Source organism: Streptomyces sp. CC224B, from assembly GCF_030010595.1.
GTDB lineage: Bacteria > Actinomycetota > Actinomycetes > Streptomycetales > Streptomycetaceae > Streptomyces > Streptomyces longispororuber.
Window position 1 is genome coordinate 93723 of sequence record NZ_JASCXL010000006.1, and the last position, 15998, is coordinate 109720.

Sequence of the window (15998 nt, forward strand, 5' to 3'; positions counted from 1 at the left end):
GAGCGGGCGCGGGCCTACGGCGCGGGCTCCAGCAGGGCGTCCCTGCGCACGAGCGCGGCGTACCGGCCGCCCCGGGCGAGGAGTTCCTCGTGGGTGCCCCGTTCCACGGCCCGCCCGCCGTCGAGGACCACGATCTGGTCGGCGCCGCGCACGGTGGACAGCCGGTGGGCGATGGTCAGCGTGGTCCGGTTGGCCGACAGGGCGTCGATGGCCCGCTGCACGGCGTGCTCCGTCCGGGTGTCGAGGGCGCTGGTGGCCTCGTCCAGGATGAGCACGGGAGGGTCGCGCAGGATCGTGCGGGCGATGGCGAGGCGCTGCTTCTCGCCGCCGGAGAAGCGGTGGCCGCGCTCGCCGACCACGGTGTCGTAGCCGTCGGGGAGGGCCGCGATGTGGTCGTGGATCTGCGCGGCCCGCGCGGCGGCGTGCAGTTCCTCGTCGGTGGCGTCCGGCTTGGCGAAGCGGAGGTTGTCGGCGACCGACGCGTGGAAGAGGTACGTCTCCTGGGAGACCACCCCGACGGCGCGCGCGAGGGTGTCGAAGTCCAGGTCGCGCACGTCGACACCGTCGAGGGTGACGCGCCCGGCCGTCACGTCGTACAGCCGGGGGACCAGATAGCTGAGCGTGGACTTGCCGGAGCCCGTGGCTCCGACGACGGCCAGGCTGCCGCCCGCGGGCACGGTGAGGTCGATCCCCTCGAGGACGGGCGCGCCCTCGGGGTCGTAGCGGAACTCCACGCCCTCGAACCGGACCTCGCCCTTGACCCGCTCCAGGGACACCGGCCGGTCCCGCTCAGTGATGTCGATGGGCAGGTCGAGGTACTCGAAGATGCGCTGGAAGAGCGCCAGCGAGGTCTGGATCTGCACCCCGGTCGAGAGCAGGCTGACCGCGGGCCGGAACAGGCCCTGCTGGAGCGAGACGAACGCGACGAGCGTGCCGATGGAGACGGTCGGGCCGCCCATCTGGAAGGCGAGCCCGGCGCTCCAGTACAGGACGGCGGGCATGGCGGCCATGACGATGGTGATCACGGACAGGCGCCAGCGCCCGGCCATGTTGGAGCGGACCTCGAGGCGCACCAGCTCCGCGGACTCGTCGGCGAACGAGCGCGTCAGCGAGTCGGCGCGGCCCATCGTGCGGCCGAGCAGGATGCCGCTGACCGACAGCGACTCAGTGACCGTGGCGGCCATCGCTGCCATCTGCTTCTGCCGTTCGGTGGCGATCCTCTTGCGCTCGCGGCCGACCCGGCGGCTGATCCACACGAACAGCGGAAGGAGCAGGAGCGAGACGACGGTCAGGCGCCACTCGAGGGCGAGCATGGCGACGACCGTGGCGATGACGCTCGTGCTGTTCGACACCAGCGAGGTCGCCGTGGAGGTGACGGTCGCCTGCATGCCGCCGATGTCGTTGGCGATGCGGGACTGGACCTCGCCGGTGCGGGTGCGGGTGAAGAAGGCGAGCGACATGCGCTGGAGCCGTCCGTAGACGGCGGTGCGCAGGTCGTGCATGACCTGTTGGCCGACGGTCGTGGAGATCAGCGTCTGGAGGACGCCGAAGACGCTGGTGACGACCGCGCTGAGGACCATGCCGAGCGCGAGCAGGGTCAGCAGGCCCGTGCGGCCCTGGGGGATGGCGGTGTCGAGGATCTCCTTGAGGAGGAAGGGGGTCGCCACCGAGACCAGGGACGCGGCGCACACCAGCAGGCCGACGACGGCGAGGCGGGCGCGGTACGGGCGGAAGAGGCGAAGGATGCGGCCCAGCTGACGGGGCTCCTCCGCAGCCTTGGCCGGGCCGGGCTCTCCCAGGCTCGCGCCCTTGGCCGAGCGGGGACCTCCCGGACTTGCGTCCTTGGCCGAGCGGGGACCCCCCGGGCTCATGCCCTGGGCCGAGCGGGGTTCCCCGGGGCTCGCGTCCGAGGGCGTCCAGGTGGGTGGATCTTCGTGAGGCATGGGCTCCTACGGGACCTAGCGGGACGTCGGCGGTGTTGGGCCGACGACGGTGCGGAGGGGCGGCGGTACGGGACCGCCGCCCCGGACTGCGCATGTTGTACGGCCCGGACTGCCAGAGGCCGTACGGCCCGGAGTGCCAGTGGCCGTACGGCCTGGGCCGTCGGAGGGCGTACGGCTCGGGCTGTCGGTGGGGTCGCACGGCTGCGCTGTCGGCGCGGTCGCGCGGCCTGAGGTGCGGTGGCCTGCCGCCGAGGACGGCGGTGGGTGGGCCGGCGCCGACGACCTGAGGAGGATAGCTCATTGTTACCTATACTCACAATGCACATGGTCCTGCTACTGTTCCGGCATGAGCACACCGGACAGCGACGGACTCCTCGCCGAGCAACTGCTGCGGCTGACCCGTCGGCTGCACCGCATCCAGAAGCGCCACCTGGAGCCCATCGGCATCACCCCCGCGCAGTCCCGGCTGCTGCGCACCCTGGCGCACTGCGACACGCCCCCGCGCATGGCCGATCTAGCACAGCGCCTGGAGGTCGTGCCGCGCGCCGTGACCAGCCTGGTGGACGCCCTGGAGACGAGCGGCCTGGTGCGCCGCGCCCCGGACCCGACCAACCGCCGCGTCATCCGCATCGAGCTGACCGAGGGCGGGCACGAGGCGCTCCGGCTGCTGCACGGCGCCCGCCGCGCCGCCGCGGAGGACATCCTGGCGCCCCTGGACACCGCCCAGCGCGCGCAGTTGGGCGGCTTGCTCGACGCATTGTTCGAGGTGCCTGAGGGTGGTGGGTGAGGCGGGGGCGACCCGGTGTCGGGGGCGTCCCGGTGTCACGGGGGCTCGCCTGTGTGACGGGGCTCGCCTGCTTGGCGAGGCCATTGCGGGAGGCGTCCCGGTGTCGCGGGGCCGTTCGCGGGTGGCGTAGCCGCTCGTGGCGGTCCCCTGGCGGCGGGTGTGGTGTCCCGGCCGTCGCCGGTGGTGCCTCGGCGGCGGAGCGCCCTCGCGGGTGGGACCCTGGCGGCGGAGAGCCGGTGTCGGTGCACCGGTCGCCCGGCCCGCGCCGCCGAGACCGCTGAGGAGAGGCCATGCCCCTGCTGGAGCCCGACCCCGACGCCCTGCGCCCCGCCCCGCACGACCGCAGGCCCGCGCCCGACCGGGTCCCCGAGGGGGAGGCGGCCGGCACGCCCCAGCCGCTGCGCGACGACCTGACCGCGCTCCTGGGCGCCGACAAGGTCCTCACGAAGGTGTCCGACCTGGTCCGCTACGCCTCGGACGCGAGCCCGTACCGCTTCGTGCCGCGCGTGGTGGTCGTCGCCGAGGACATCGACGACGTGTCCGCCGTCCTGTCGTACGCCCACGGCAAGGGCCGCGAGGTCGTCTTCCGCGCGGCGGGCACCTCCCTCAACGGCCAGGCGCAGGGTGAGGACATCCTCGTCGACGTCCGCCGGCACTGGGCGGGCGTCGAGGTGCTCGACGGCGGGCGGCGGGCGCGGATCGCCCCCGGCACGACGGTGGCGCGCGCGAACGTCACACTCGCGCGGCACGGGCGCGTGCTCGGCCCGGACCCGGCGAGCGCGATCGCCTGCACCGTCGGCGGGGTCGTGGCGAACAACGCCTCCGGCATGACGGCGGGCACCACCCGCAACTCCTACCGCACGGTGGCGTCCCTGACGTGCGTCCTGCCGTCCGGCACGGTCGTCGACACCGCCGACCCCGACGCCGACGCGCTGCTCGCCCGCGCCGAACCCGCCCTGTGCGCGGGCCTGCTCGCCCTCAAGCACGAGATCGAGGCGGACGCGGAGCTCACCGCCCGCATCCGGGCGAAGTACGAACTGAAGAACACCAACGGCTACCGCCTGGACGCCTTCCTGGACGGCGCCACGCCCGTGGAGATTCTGCGCGGCCTCATGGTCGGGTCCCAAGGCACCTTCGGCTTCATCACCGAGGTCGTCTTCGACACGCTGCCGCTCGACCGGTACGTGTCGACGGCGCTGCTCTTCTTCCCCGCGCTGCCCGCCGCTGCCGCGGCCGTGCCGCTGTTCACCGCCGCGGGCGCGCGGGCCGTGGAGCTGATGGACGGCAACACCCTGCGCGCGTCGTTGCGCGTGCCGGGCGTCCCGCGGGACTGGGCGCGGCTGCCGAAGGACACCACCGCCCTGCTCGTGGAGTTCCGCGCGCCGGACGAGGCGGGCCGGGACGCGTACGAGTCGGCGGCCGCCGAGGTGCTGCGCGGCCTCGACCTCGTCGCCCCGGTGCCGTCGGTGACGAACCGCTTCACCCGCGACCCGGGGGAGATCGGCGCCTACTGGACGGCGCGCAAGGCGTTCGTGATGGCCGTCGGCGGCTCGCGCCCCGCCGGGACGACGCTCATCACCGAGGACTTCGCGGTGCCGCCCGCCCGGCTCGCGGAGGCCTGCCAGGAACTGCTCGCCCTCCAGACGCGGCACGGCTTCGACGCCGCCGTCGCCGGTCACGCCGCCCACGGCAACCTGCACTTCCTGCTCGCCTTCGACGCGGCCGACCCCGCGGACGTGGAGCGGTACGCCGCCTTCATGGACGACTTCTGCCGGCTGACCGTCGAGCGCTTCGACGGCTCCCTGAAGGCCGAGCACGCCACCGGCCGCAACCTCGCGCCGTTCCTGGAACTCGAATGGTGCGCGCGGGCCACGGAGTTGATGTGGCGCACCAAGCAGCTCATCGACCCGGACGGCGTGCTCGCGCCGCGCGTCGTCCTCGACCGCGACCCGAAGGCCCACCTGCGGGGCCTGAAGACGATCCCCGCGGTGGAGCCGATCGCCGACCCGTGCATCGAGTGCGGCTTCTGCGAACCGACCTGCCCCAGCGAGGACCTCACGACCACACCGCGCCAGCGCATCGTGCTGCGCCGCGAGATGATGCGCCAGGCCCCGGGCTCCGCCGTCGAGGACGGGCTCGTGGCGGCGTACGGGTACGACGCCGTGGACACCTGCGCGGGTGACTCGACGTGCAGGCTGGCCTGTCCCGTCGGCATCGACACCGGCGCGCTGATGAAGTCCTTCCGGCACGACCGGCACTCCCCGCGCGAGGAGCGGGTCGCCGAGCTGGCGGCACGGAGGTTCAAGCAGGTGGAGGCCTCCGCGCGGCTCGCGGTGGCCGCCGCAGGAGCGGTCCGCGCGGTGGCCGGGGCCCGGACCGGCGACCGGGTCCTGTCCGCCGTGACCCGGGCCGCCCGCAGGGCCGTCCGCCCCGACCTCGTCCCCGCGTGGCTGCCGCGGCTCCCCGGCGCGGCGCCCCGGCGCCTTCCCCGCACCACGCGCCGGGGCGCCGCCGCCGTCTACTACCCGGCCTGTGTGAACCGCGTCTTCGCGAGCCCCGGCGAACTGCCCCTGGCCCACGCCGTCGTCGCCGTGTCGGCGCGCGCCGGCAAGCCCGTGTGGATCCCCGACGACGTGACCGGCACGTGCTGCGCGACGATCTGGCACTCCAAGGGGTACGCCGCCGGGAACGCCCTCATGGCCAACCGCGTCGTCGAGGCCGCCTGGGGCTGGACGGCGGGCGGCGCGCTACCGCTCGTCGTGGACGCCTCGTCGTGCGCGCTCGGCCTCGCGCACGAGGTCGTGCCGTACCTGTCGGACGACAACCGCGCCCTGCACGCGGAGCTGACCGTCGTCGACTCCGTGGTGTGGGCCGCCGAGCACCTGCTCCCCCACCTCACGGTCCGCCGCACCGTGGGCTCCGCCGTGCTCCATCCCACCTGCTCCACGCGCCACTTGGGCGACGAGCCGCAGCTACGGGCCGTCGCCGAGGCCTGCGCCGACGAGGTCGTCGTCCCCGACGACGCGGGGTGCTGCGCGTTCGCGGGCGACCGGGGCATGCTGCACCCCGAGCTGACCGCGTCCGCGACCCGCGCGGAGGCGGCCGAGGTGACCTCCCGCCCCTTCGACGCGCACCTCTCGGCGAACCGCATGTGCGAGGTGGGGATGGAGGGGGCGACGGGCAGGGAGTACCGGTCGGTGCTGCTGGAGCTGGAGCGGGCGACGCGGCCGTAGGGGCCGGTGCCAGAGGTTCTTCGGCGCGGCCGTAGGGGCCGGGCCAGAGGTCCTTCGGCGCGGCCCCACCCGTCCGCCCGGCACGGCCCGCTCCGGCTCGGCGTACCCCGGGCTCGGCATTCCCCGCTGCGCGTACCCCGGCTCGGCGTACTCCCGGCTCCGCGTACTCCGGCCCAGCATTCCCCGGCGTCGCGTACCTCGGCTCGGCGTACCCCGGGCTCGACATCCCCTGGCGGCACGTACCTCGGCTCGGCGTACCTCGGCTCGGGCCGCGCCGCCCCGCGGCATAGGACCTGCGTACCCCGGCTCCGCGCACCCCCGTCACCGCAGAAGGGAGCCGCCACGTCACGGTGTGGAAAAGTCCAACCCCCTGGCCACGTACGCCCCTTGCGCCCCGTCGGCGCCCGCCCGCAAGGTGGGCGCGCCCAGTGACAAGGCACCGTGACTACGGAGGTCCGATGCACGACGAGGACGCGTACGCGCAGCACACGACACCGGCACCGGCACCTGACGACTCCCCCGACGGGCACTCCCGGCGCGCGGTCCTCCGCACGGCCGGTATCGCCGGGGCCGGCCTCGGCCTCGGCGCGTTCGCGGGCGGCCCCGCCGCCCACGCGGACACGGCTGCCCCCGCGGGGGCGGCGCCCGCCGAAGCCGCCGATGGCGCGCCCGCTGCGCCCGCGCGCAAGGGCAGGACGATGATCGGGGTCCCGTTCGCGGCCCGCTCCACCGTGCGTGTCGGCATCATCGGCCTCGGCAACCGCGGCGGCAGCATGATCGACCTGTTCCTGGCGCTCCCCGGCGTACGCGTGGTCGCCCTGTGCGACCCGGTCAAGGACAAGACCGCGGCGGCCGCGAAGAAGGTCGTCGCCGCGGGTCAGCCCGCCCCGGCGACGTACACCAAGGGGGAGCACGACTTCGAGAAGCTCTGCGAGCGCGGGGACGTCGACTTCGTGTACGTGGCGACGCCCTGGGACTGGCACTTCGAGATGGCCAAGTCGGCGATGCTGAACGGCAAGCACGTCGGCGTGGAGTGCCCCCTCGCCCTGCGCCTCGACGAGCTGTGGGCGCTGGTCGACCTGTCGGAGCGCACGCGCAGACACTGCATGCAACTGGAGAACTGCTGCTACGGCAGGAACGAGATGCGTGTCCTGCGGATGGCGCACGCGGGCAAGTTCGGGGACCTGCTGCACGGGGCGGGCGCGTACAACCACGACCTGCGCGGCCTCATGTTCGACCCCGACTACTACGAGGGCCCCTGGCGGCGCCTGTGGCACACGCGGCTGCGCGGTGACCTCTACCCCAACCACGGCTTCGGCCCCGTCGCCAACTACATGGACGTCAACCGCGGCGACCGCGCCACGCACATCTCCAGCTTCGGCACACCCGCCCTCGGCCTCGCCGAGTACCGCAAGGAGCACATGCCGCCGGGCGACCCGAGCTGGAAGGAGACGTACATCAAGGGCGACCGGACCATCAGCCTGGTGCAGACCGCCAAGGGGCGCGTCATCCGCCTGGAGCACGACGTCTCGACGCCCCACCCCTACAGCCGTATCAACAGCCTCGGCGGCACGAGGGGCGTCTTCGAGGACTACCCCGCCCGCATCTACATCGAGCCCGACCACACCGACGACCGCTGGGGCGACTTCTCGAAGTACGCGGCGGAGTACGACCACTGGCTGTGGAAGGAACACGCCAATCCGCCCGGCGGACACGGCGGCATGGACTACCTCATGGTGTTCCGCCTGATGCAGTGCATGCGCCTCGGCCTCGTACCGGACTTCGACGTGTACGACGGCGCGACCTGGACCGCGCCGGTGCCGCTGAGCCACGCCTCGATCAAGGCGAAGGGCGCCCCGCAGGCCATCCCGGACTTCACCCGGGGCGGGTGGAAGAAGGCACGGCCGGGCGTGGACTCGGAGAAGCCCAGGGAGTCCTGAGCGGCACGGTTACCGGGACGGCGGGGTGGGTCCCCAGCGGCGGGGCGGCTCTCAGGCCTTGAGGGCCGCCCTGTCCCCCATCACCACGACCGGGTGTTGCTTCGGGTCGAGCGTGCGCAGCAGGTGGCGCATGCCCGACTTCGACAGGCTCACGCAGCCCGACGTGCCGCCGCCGTGATCCATGTGCAGCCAGATGCTGCCGCCCTTGGCCTGGCCCTGCGGGCGCGTGGGGTCGTTGGGCGGGGTGCCGGGGACGCGGTTGTAGTCGATCGCGATGACGTAGTCGAAGTCGTGCCAGTGCGTCCTCGGCCAGTAGTGCGGGGCCTGGAGGGACGCGGTCCGCGTGTACGGGAGGCCGCTCCCCGGGTCGGCGAGGACGCCGCCCGCGTCCGTGAGCGTGAACACGCCGACCGGGCTGCGCTTGTCGTTCTCGCGGTGGTCGCGCGTCCAGCCCTTCTTGCCGTTGTGGGCGGGCCAGCTCCGTTCCTTCTTCCAGGTGTCACCCTGCTTCGTGTACAGAACGACCGTGGACGCCGCCGAGTTCTCGCCCGCGCCGTAGACGGCGACGACCTGACGCGCGTTCCGCGGGATGCGGGACCGGAGGCGGTCACCGACGTCTGGGATGCGCTTGAGGTCGGTGGTGGGCCGGGCCGCTGCCCGGCCACCGCCACCGCCCTGCGGGGAGTGCGCGGCCCCGCCCCCGCCGTCCCCCGAACCGCCACAGGAGCTCAGGACGGCTGAGCAGGCGACGGCCGCGGCGGCCGTTCGAACCACACCGGTTATGCGCATGCGCCCCATGCTCGCATCAGCCCCGTGCGCCCCCTGACCGACGGCCCCTCAGCCCCCTCAGGAATGGCGGACTCTTTACCCGGCCCCGAAAAATCGTTTGCCTCCTGCCACCGTGCGAGGTGAACCTTGCACGGTTTGTTACCGCCGTTCGGTCGGCGCCCCTCGGGCGCCCCGCCCGGCACGCGGCCGTCGCTCCGGGCGCGGCCGCTCCGCACACCAACGCTGCCCACCGCCGTCCACCGCTGCCACCGCCGCCCATCACTACTCGCCACTTCCCATCGCTGCCCGCCACTTCCCATCGCTGCCCATCGCTGCCGAGAACCACCGCTCCGATCCTGGGACGTCATGCAGATTCGCGATCTTCCGTACGCCGATCCGGGCGAGCCCGACGCCCGCTCCGGCCCCCGCTTCCTGGTGTGGTTGGGCCGTATGCAACTGGGCGGCCAGCTCAAGTCGCTGAGCTGGGGCCTGCTGCACTTCCTCGGCATCGCCGCCCTGCCGTACATGGTGGGCACCGCTGTGGAGGCCGTCATCGACCGCTCCGGCACCCGGCTCGCCCTCTCCGGCTGCCTCATCCTGCTGGCAGGCGTCGCCATCGCGGCCGGTGACACGATGCTGCACCGCACCGCCGTCACCAACTGGATCACGGCGGCGGCCCGGGTCCAGCAGTTGCTCGCCCGAAAGACCGCCCGGCTGGGCGCCGCGCTCACCCGGCGCGTGGCCGCCGGTGAGGTCGTCGCGGTGTCCACGGGTGACGTGGAGAAGATCGGCTGGTTCGTGGAGGCCCTGTCGCGGTTCGCCGCGGCGGCCCTGACCGTCCTGGCCGTCTGCGTCGGGCTGGTCGTCTACCAGCCCGCCCTCGGTGTCATCGTCGCCATCGGCATCCCGGTCCTGGCCCTCGCGGTCCTGCCGCTGCTGCCGCGCGCGACCCGCCGGGCCGACCTGCAACGGGAGAAGGCGGGCCGGGCCACCGAACTGGCCTCGGACACCGTCGCGGGCCTGCGCGTCCTGCGCGGCATCGGCGGCGAGGAACTGTTCCTGGACCGCTATCGCCGCGCCTCCCAGGAGGTCCGGGCCGCCGCCGTGCGCAGCGCGCGTATGTGGGCGGTGATCTCCGCCGTCCAAGTACTGCTGCCCGGGCTGCTGTTGACCGTCCTGGTCTGGCACGGTGTGCACCTCGCCCGCGAGGGCCGCATCACGGTCGGCGAACTGGTCACCGTGTACAGCGCGGTGATGCTGCTCAACTACCCGCTACGGCACTTCGAGGAGATCGCCATGGCGTACTCCTTCTCCCGCCCGTCGGCGAAGCGGGCAGCACGGGTGCTGTCCCTGCAACGCACGGAGGCGCCCGGGGACACCGGGCTGGTCGACGACCGGGGGACGCGTGGGGGCGCGCGAGCTGCCGAGGGTGAGCAGACGGTGGCCGGCAGGGGGACGGCCGACGGGAAGGTGAGCGCGGCCGCCCCGGGCGGCGGTGTGCTCACCGCCGCCACACCGCCCGCCGGTGACCTGTACGACCCGGCGACGGGTCTGCTCGCCCCGGCCGGACGCCTCACGGCCGTGGTGTGCGGGGACCCGGACGCGGCGGGACGGCTCGCCGAGCGCCTCGGCGGCCACCCGGCGTACACCACGGACCTGCCGTCGGTACGGCTCGGCGGCGTACCGCTCGACGAGTTGCCGCTCGACACCGCCCGCGCCGCCGTCCTCGTCCAGGACAAGGACCCGGTCCTGCTCTCCGGAACCCTGGCCGCTCTGCTCGACGTACCGGCGTCCGGCGCGGTGAGCCCGGAACGAGCCCTGGCCGCGGCCCAGTGCGGCGACGTCCTCGCCGCACTCGTACAGGGCTCCACGGCCGACGATCCCATGGACGCGCACCTCACCGAGCGCGGCCGGTCCCTGTCCGGCGGCCAGCGCCAACGCCTCGCCCTGGCGCGGTCATTGGTCACCGACCCGGAGGCGCTGGTCCTTGACGAGCCGACGTCCGCCGTCGACTCCCACACGGAGGCCCGGATCGCCGACGGTCTGCGGGAACTCCGCGCGGACCGCACCACCGTCGTCTTCACCTCGTCGCCGTTGCTCCTGGACCGCGCCGACCGCGTCGTGTTCCTGCGCGACGGCGAGGTCGCCGCCGTCGGCGCACACCGCGAACTCGTCGTGACCCATGCGGCATACCGGGCGGTCGTGACGCGTGAGACGGAAGAAGAACACACTCGCCCGGACGAACACACTCGCGCAGAGGAACACGCCCGCGTGGAGGAACGTGCTCGCGCGGAGGACGACTCCGTCGGCTGCGGGCGCTCGGACAGCCCCGGCCACTCGCGCCACTCCGGCCACTCGGACGACTCCGGCTCGGGCTCCGGCTCCGGCTCCGGCTCCGGCCACTCCAACCGCTCGGGCCACGCCGGTCGCCCGGGCCTCCGGGGCCAGGCGAGCGGCATCCCCGTGCAGACCATCGACATCGAGGAGACGGCATGATCGGCCTGGCGCCGCCGCAGTACGATCCGGCGGCCCCGACCACCGCGGAGACCCTGCCCGTCGGCGCCCCCGCGACGGTACGGGCCTATGTGCGTGAGCTGCTGCAACGGCACCGCGGCGCCTTCGCCCTGCTGATCGCGGTGAACACCCTCGCCGTGGTGGCCTCCATGGTGGGCCCCGCGCTCCTCGGCGGTCTCGTCGAGGACATGTCGGACGGCGCGCGCGAGCTCCATCTGGAGCGCACCGTGGGCCTGTTCGCCCTCGCTCTGGTGGCGCAGGCGGTCTTCGTACACCAAGTGCGGCTGCGCGGCGCGATGCTCGGCGAACGGATGCTCGCCGACCTGCGGGAGGACTTCCTCGTCCGGTCGGTCGGCCTGCCGCCGGGCGTCCTGGAGCGCGCCGGCACCGGTGACCTGCTGTCCCGCATCACCACCGATATCGACCGGCTGGCCAACGCGATGCGCGAGGCCGTGCCGCAGCTCGCCATCGGCGTGGTCTGGGTGGCGCTCCTCGTGGGCGGGCTCACCGTGACCGCGCCGCCGCTGGCGCCCGCACTGCTGGTCGCCGTGCCGCTGCTCGTGGTCGCCTGCCGTTGGTACTTCAAACGAGCGCCGTCCGCGTACCGTTCCGAGGCCGCCGGGTACGCCGCCGTGGCCGCCGCGCTCGCGGAGACCGTCGACGCGGGCCGCACCGTGGAGGCGCACCGGCTCGGCGCGCGCCGCGTGGAACTCTCGGAGCGCCGCATCGCGGAGTGGACGGCGTGGGAACGCTACACGCTCTACCTGCGGTCGGTCCTCTTCCCCTTCGTCAACGCCACCCACGTCATCGTGCTGTGCTCGGTGCTGATGATCGGCGGCGTGTTCGTCCTCCAGGGCTGGATCGGCGTCGGCCAGCTCACCACGGGCACGCTGATCGCACAGATGCTCGTCGACCCGATCGGCATCGTCCTGCGCTGGTACGACGAGCTGCAGGTGGCCCAGGTGTCGCTGGCCCGGCTCGTGGGCGTGCGCGACATCGAGCCCGCCGCCGGTGACGCCTCCGTGGCACCGGAGGGCCGCGACGTCCTCGCCGACGACGTGCACTTCGGCTACCACACCGGCGTCGACGTGCTCCGCGAGGTGTCGCTGGCCGTCGAACCCGGCTCCCGCGTGGCGCTCGTCGGCCCGTCCGGCGCGGGCAAGTCCACGCTCGGCCGCCTCCTGGCCGGTATCTACGGCCCGCGCACAGGTCAAGTGACGCTCGGCGGCGCCGAACTCGCGCGGATGCCCGCGGAGGACGTACGCGCACACGTCGCGCTCGTCAACCAGGAGCACCACGTCTTCGTGGGCTCCCTCCGCGACAACCTGCGGCTGGCCCGGGCCGGTGCCGAGGACACCGAACTGTGGGCCGCCCTCGGTGCGGTCGACGCGGACACCTGGGCGCGCGACCTCGACGAGGGGCTGGACACAGAGGTCGGCTCGGGCGGTCTGAGCCTGACCCCGGCCCAGGCCCAGCAGATCGCCCTGGCCCGGCTCGTCCTCGCCGACCCGCACACCCTGGTCCTCGACGAGGCCACCTCGCTGCTGGACCCGCGCGCGGCCCGCCACCTGGAGCGCTCGCTGTCCCGCGTCCTGGAGGGCCGGACGGTGGTCGCCATCGCACACCGTCTGCACACCGCACACGACGCCGACGTCATCGCCGTGGTGGAGAACGGCCGCATCAGCGAACTCGGCAGCCACGACGAACTGGTCCGCGCCCAAGGCGCCTACGCGGCCCTCTGGAAGTCCTGGCACGGCTGACCGCATGCCCCGGAGCGAGGACGGGGCGGTGACCGACGAGACGTACCCGGCCACCGTCCCTCCTCCTCCAGAACGGTGTGCGGACCCGTTACCGGCCGACCCGGCGGAGGCCGCACTCCGATACCTGTACCCCCGCGAACAGCCGGAGCGCGATCCCGGCAGCTTGCACGCCTGATACGCGGCCGACCGCTGAGGCACTGCCCCCGACGCATGCGACGGCCCCAGGGTCTCGACGATTCCAACCTTTTGCGTTCTGGGTGTTTTGTCCCTACGGATACGACGGGGTTGTTCACGCGCATCGCCGTCCGTTACGGTGATGCCGCCCTGGCCCCCCGTGGAGCCCCGGCCTCCCGTAGAGCGGCCTGCAGGGCAGCGTCCTTCTGTGCGGCGCCCGTTTTCTCTTCTTGCTCCCTTCTCTTCTTCAGCAGCAGCGCTCCCTGTCAGCGGAGCACTCTCCGGCTGCGCCCCCTCCCCCGAGGTCCAGCACCACAGCCGCCGCAAGCCCATACGGCGGCACCCCGGGCGCGTCGCGTACTCGCGGCACGACGGGCGGGACAGCACCGTGCCGACAGGGAGGCCAGAACGATGGAGCAGGTGCCACAGGTGCCACAGGTGTCGCAGGAGCCATAGGCACCCCAGGACGGCGGCAGTGCGATGGCCGCGTCGCCCGCCGCACGGCGATGGGCACTCAGCGCCGTGGCCATGGGTGTGTTCTGCATCCAGCTCGACTCGTTCGGCCTCAGCCTGGCGCTGCCCCGCATCGGCCGCGACCTGCACGCGGCCGGGGACGGTCTGCAGTGGGTGATCAGCGCCTACCTGCTGTCCATCGGCACGCTGATGCTCGGTGCCGGTCGCCTCGGTGACCTGTTCGGCAGACGCCGGCTTCTGGTCGCGGGGCTCGCCCTCTTCGGCGCGGCGTCGCTGGCGTGTGCCCTCGCCCCGACGCTGCCCGTCCTCGTCGGCGCCCGCGTGGCACAGGGCGGAGGCGCGGCCTTGATCATGCCGGTGGGCCTGTCGCTGCTGACCAACGTCTACCCGAGGCCGCTGCGGGGCCGTGCCGCGGGCTGGGCGCTCGGCATCGGCGGGGTCGCCACCGCCTGTGGCCCCTTCATCGGTGGCCTCCTCACCGAGACGATGTCCTGGCGGGCGATCTTCTGGCTGAACGTTCCCCTCGCCGTCCTCGGCGCCCTCTGCGCGTCGCGCACCATCGAGAGCCACGACACCGGCGCCGCCCGTACCGTCGACTGGGCCGGCCTCTGCACCGCGACGGCCGCACTCGCCGCGCTCAGCGTCCTCATCGACCGCGGCATCGGTCACGGCCCTCTGCTGCGGTGGCCGATGATCTTCGGCGCCGTGGTCGTGGCAGCCCTCCTGACCCTGTTCGTACGGCGTGAGCGGACCGCCGCGCGGCCATTGGTACGGCTCGCACTCTTCCGCAACCGGCCTTACGTGGCGTTGACGCTCGCCGGGGCCGCGGCCAACACCGCGACGGTGCTCTTTCTGCTCGTCGTCCCCCTCGCGCTGCAAGGGCAGTGGGGACTCCCGGCCGCCGTGGCGGGCACCGCCTTCCTGGCCCCGGCCCTGGCCATGGCCGTCGCGGGGCCGCTCGCCGGGCGCGTCCTCACGCGTGCAGCGGTGCGGCTGATGCTGGGCTGCCTGGCCGCGGGCGCGCTCGCTCTGTCCTGGCTGTCCGTCGCCGTGTCGCTGCCAGCTTTCCTGGCCGCGGCCACCCTGGGCGGCGCGGTACTCGGGGTCGCCAACGCGCTGACCCTCATCGCCACCCAAGCCTTCGTCAGACCTGAGAGGGCAGGCGAGGCCTCCGGTGTCACCAAGACCGTCATCACCGTCGCCGCCGGCCTGGGCGTGGGTCTCGCCGGGGCCGTCACCCACCAGGACAGCGGTGGAGGTGCCGAGGCCGCCTCCGACGCGGCCCTGCGGATCACCGCGGCGGGCTGTGCCGCCGTGTGCCTGGCCCTTGGCGCCTGGGTGGGCAGAGCACGCCCGGCAGGCCCCGTCGACGACGTCCCCCTGGACAGGGAGCCGTGAACCGGCCTGGGCCTCGTCGCCCGGATGGACGGAGCACGCCCGGCAGGATCCCTGGACGGCCTCCGCCCGGGAAGCGAGCCGTGGCCCTCGCACCCTCCGCCCCGGCTCGGGGTGTCCCCCACGCCTGGCCACGGCGGCTCCCCGTCGGAGCAGCCGCCGCAGCGGACGCCACCACCGGCTCAGATGAAGTTGAGCGCGGCCGCGCCACCCACTCCCCCGAGCAGCATGAACACCGGCATCAGCACCTTCAGCTCGACCCAGCTCCCGGCCCGGAACCGCAGCGCCCGGGGCGGCCCAATCGGGTACCAGCGCTTGCGGCCGATCGGTATGGGCCACAGGATCGGGCAGCCGGACACGGTCAGCGCGTCCCCGATGTCGTGCACCAGCGCCCCGAGCACCACCGGCAGCCCCAGCCACAGATACTCCTGGCCGTCCCCGGTGAACAGCCAGTCCGAACCGTTGCCCGGCTTGTCCAGCACCCCGGCCATGATCCAGGCGCTCGCCGCCGCGAGCAGCCACACCAGCACGTCGCTGCTCGACCCGCGCGCCGCCCTCCACAGCAGGCCCTCGATGGCGAGCACCATGTGCACGAACAAGATCGCGAGGACGGCCCAGCGACCTCCGGCGATCGCGAGCACCGACGAGCCCACTCCGATCAGCACCGCCCACACCCAGGTGTGGGTGAGCGTCCGGTGCCCGCCCGAACGGCGCGGGTCGCCCGGCTTGCGGGTGGAGCGGTAGACGGCGTACGACAGCTTGTCGACGATCTCGCACAGGCCGCGGGAGAGCGGACCGAAGGCGCGCGAGATGGTCGCCGACTTGTGGTCGAGGTCGGGAGCCAGTGCCGCACCGGCACAAATCAGGGCACCGACGACAAGAACGGGCCAGGGCATCGAGTGTCCAGCGGCCGTAGCCGCCGCGCCGACCCCCAGCCAGGCCGCTGCTCCCGACAGTGAGTGTGCCGGTCCCATCATCGCTGTTCCCCGCCCCATTTCCGGTGTTGTGAC

At 73.4% G+C, this 15998-nt stretch carries 9 protein-coding genes; 6 read left to right on the forward strand and 3 right to left on the reverse strand.

What is annotated here, in order from left to right:
* Positions 1-14: 14 nt before the first annotated feature.
* Positions 15-1943 carry an ABC transporter ATP-binding protein gene (locus QK440_RS04365; RefSeq protein ID WP_282791602.1) on the reverse strand — a complete coding sequence of 643 codons (1929 nt, stop codon included), beginning with the start codon at positions 1941-1943 and terminating at the stop codon, positions 15-17.
* A gap of 346 nt (positions 1944-2289) precedes the next feature.
* Here QK440_RS04365 and QK440_RS04370 point away from each other — a divergent pair, with 346 nt between their 5' ends.
* The 3 genes from QK440_RS04370 to QK440_RS04380 all read left to right on the forward strand — a co-directional run bounded on the left by QK440_RS04370 (position 2290) and on the right by QK440_RS04380 (position 7903).
* Positions 2290-2730 (forward strand): MarR family transcriptional regulator, encoded by a 441-nt coding sequence (locus QK440_RS04370; RefSeq protein ID WP_282791603.1) that lies wholly within the window; start codon positions 2290-2292, stop codon positions 2728-2730.
* Between the two features lie 290 nt (positions 2731-3020).
* Positions 3021-5963, forward strand: coding sequence for an FAD-binding and (Fe-S)-binding domain-containing protein (locus tag QK440_RS04375; protein ID WP_282791604.1), 2943 nt, complete (start codon positions 3021-3023; stop codon positions 5961-5963).
* A gap of 458 nt (positions 5964-6421) precedes the next feature.
* The gene (locus QK440_RS04380) at positions 6422-7903 is read left to right on the forward strand and encodes a Gfo/Idh/MocA family oxidoreductase (protein WP_282791605.1); all 1482 of its coding nucleotides are present in this window, start codon (positions 6422-6424) and stop codon (positions 7901-7903) included.
* A gap of 51 nt (positions 7904-7954) precedes the next feature.
* Here QK440_RS04380 and QK440_RS04385 read toward each other — a convergent pair whose 3' ends face one another.
* Positions 7955-8692 carry a L,D-transpeptidase family protein gene (locus QK440_RS04385; RefSeq protein WP_282791606.1) on the reverse strand — a complete coding sequence of 246 codons (738 nt, stop codon included), beginning with the start codon at positions 8690-8692 and terminating at the stop codon, positions 7955-7957.
* 345 nt (positions 8693-9037) lie between these two features.
* Here QK440_RS04385 and QK440_RS04390 point away from each other — a divergent pair, with 345 nt between their 5' ends.
* From QK440_RS04390 to QK440_RS04400, 3 genes are all read left to right on the forward strand, one after another.
* On the forward strand, positions 9038-11167 hold the full coding sequence (locus QK440_RS04390; RefSeq protein WP_282791607.1) for an ABC transporter ATP-binding protein: 2130 nt from the start codon (positions 9038-9040) through the stop codon (positions 11165-11167).
* Positions 11164-12945 (forward strand): ABC transporter ATP-binding protein, encoded by a 1782-nt coding sequence (locus tag QK440_RS04395; RefSeq protein WP_282791608.1) that lies wholly within the window; start codon positions 11164-11166, stop codon positions 12943-12945. The genes QK440_RS04390 and QK440_RS04395 overlap by 4 nt, the downstream gene beginning before the upstream one ends.
* Positions 12946-13647: 702 nt before the next feature.
* Complete coding sequence (locus QK440_RS04400) at positions 13648-14991, forward strand: MFS transporter (protein WP_282791609.1); 1344 nt, start codon at positions 13648-13650, stop codon at positions 14989-14991.
* 179 nt (positions 14992-15170) lie between these two features.
* On the opposite strand, the gene QK440_RS04405 is transcribed toward QK440_RS04400, so the two are convergent.
* Positions 15171-15965 (reverse strand): metal-dependent hydrolase, encoded by a 795-nt coding sequence (locus tag QK440_RS04405; protein ID WP_282791610.1) that lies wholly within the window; start codon positions 15963-15965, stop codon positions 15171-15173.
* Between the last annotated feature and the right edge of the window lie 33 nt (positions 15966-15998).

Bases quoted from the DNA above. Each gene is read 5' to 3' on its own strand.
- QK440_RS04390 (WP_282791607.1), top strand. From the start codon at position 9,038: ATGCAGATTCGCGATCTTCCGTACGCCGATCCGGGCGAGCCCGACGCC.
- QK440_RS04370 (WP_282791603.1), top strand. From the start codon at position 2,290: ATGAGCACACCGGACAGCGACGGACTCCTCGCCGAGCAACTGCTGCGG.
- QK440_RS04400 (WP_282791609.1), top strand. From the start codon at position 13,648: ATGGGTGTGTTCTGCATCCAGCTCGACTCGTTCGGCCTCAGCCTGGCG.
- QK440_RS04405 (WP_282791610.1), bottom strand. From the start codon at position 15,965: ATGATGGGACCGGCACACTCACTGTCGGGAGCAGCGGCCTGGCTGGGG.
- QK440_RS04365 (WP_282791602.1), bottom strand. From the start codon at position 1,943: ATGCCTCACGAAGATCCACCCACCTGGACGCCCTCGGACGCGAGCCCC.
- QK440_RS04380 (WP_282791605.1), top strand. From the start codon at position 6,422: ATGCACGACGAGGACGCGTACGCGCAGCACACGACACCGGCACCGGCA.
- QK440_RS04385 (WP_282791606.1), bottom strand. From the start codon at position 8,692: ATGCGCATAACCGGTGTGGTTCGAACGGCCGCCGCGGCCGTCGCCTGC.
- QK440_RS04395 (WP_282791608.1), top strand. From the start codon at position 11,164: ATGATCGGCCTGGCGCCGCCGCAGTACGATCCGGCGGCCCCGACCACC.
- QK440_RS04375 (WP_282791604.1), top strand. From the start codon at position 3,021: ATGCCCCTGCTGGAGCCCGACCCCGACGCCCTGCGCCCCGCCCCGCAC.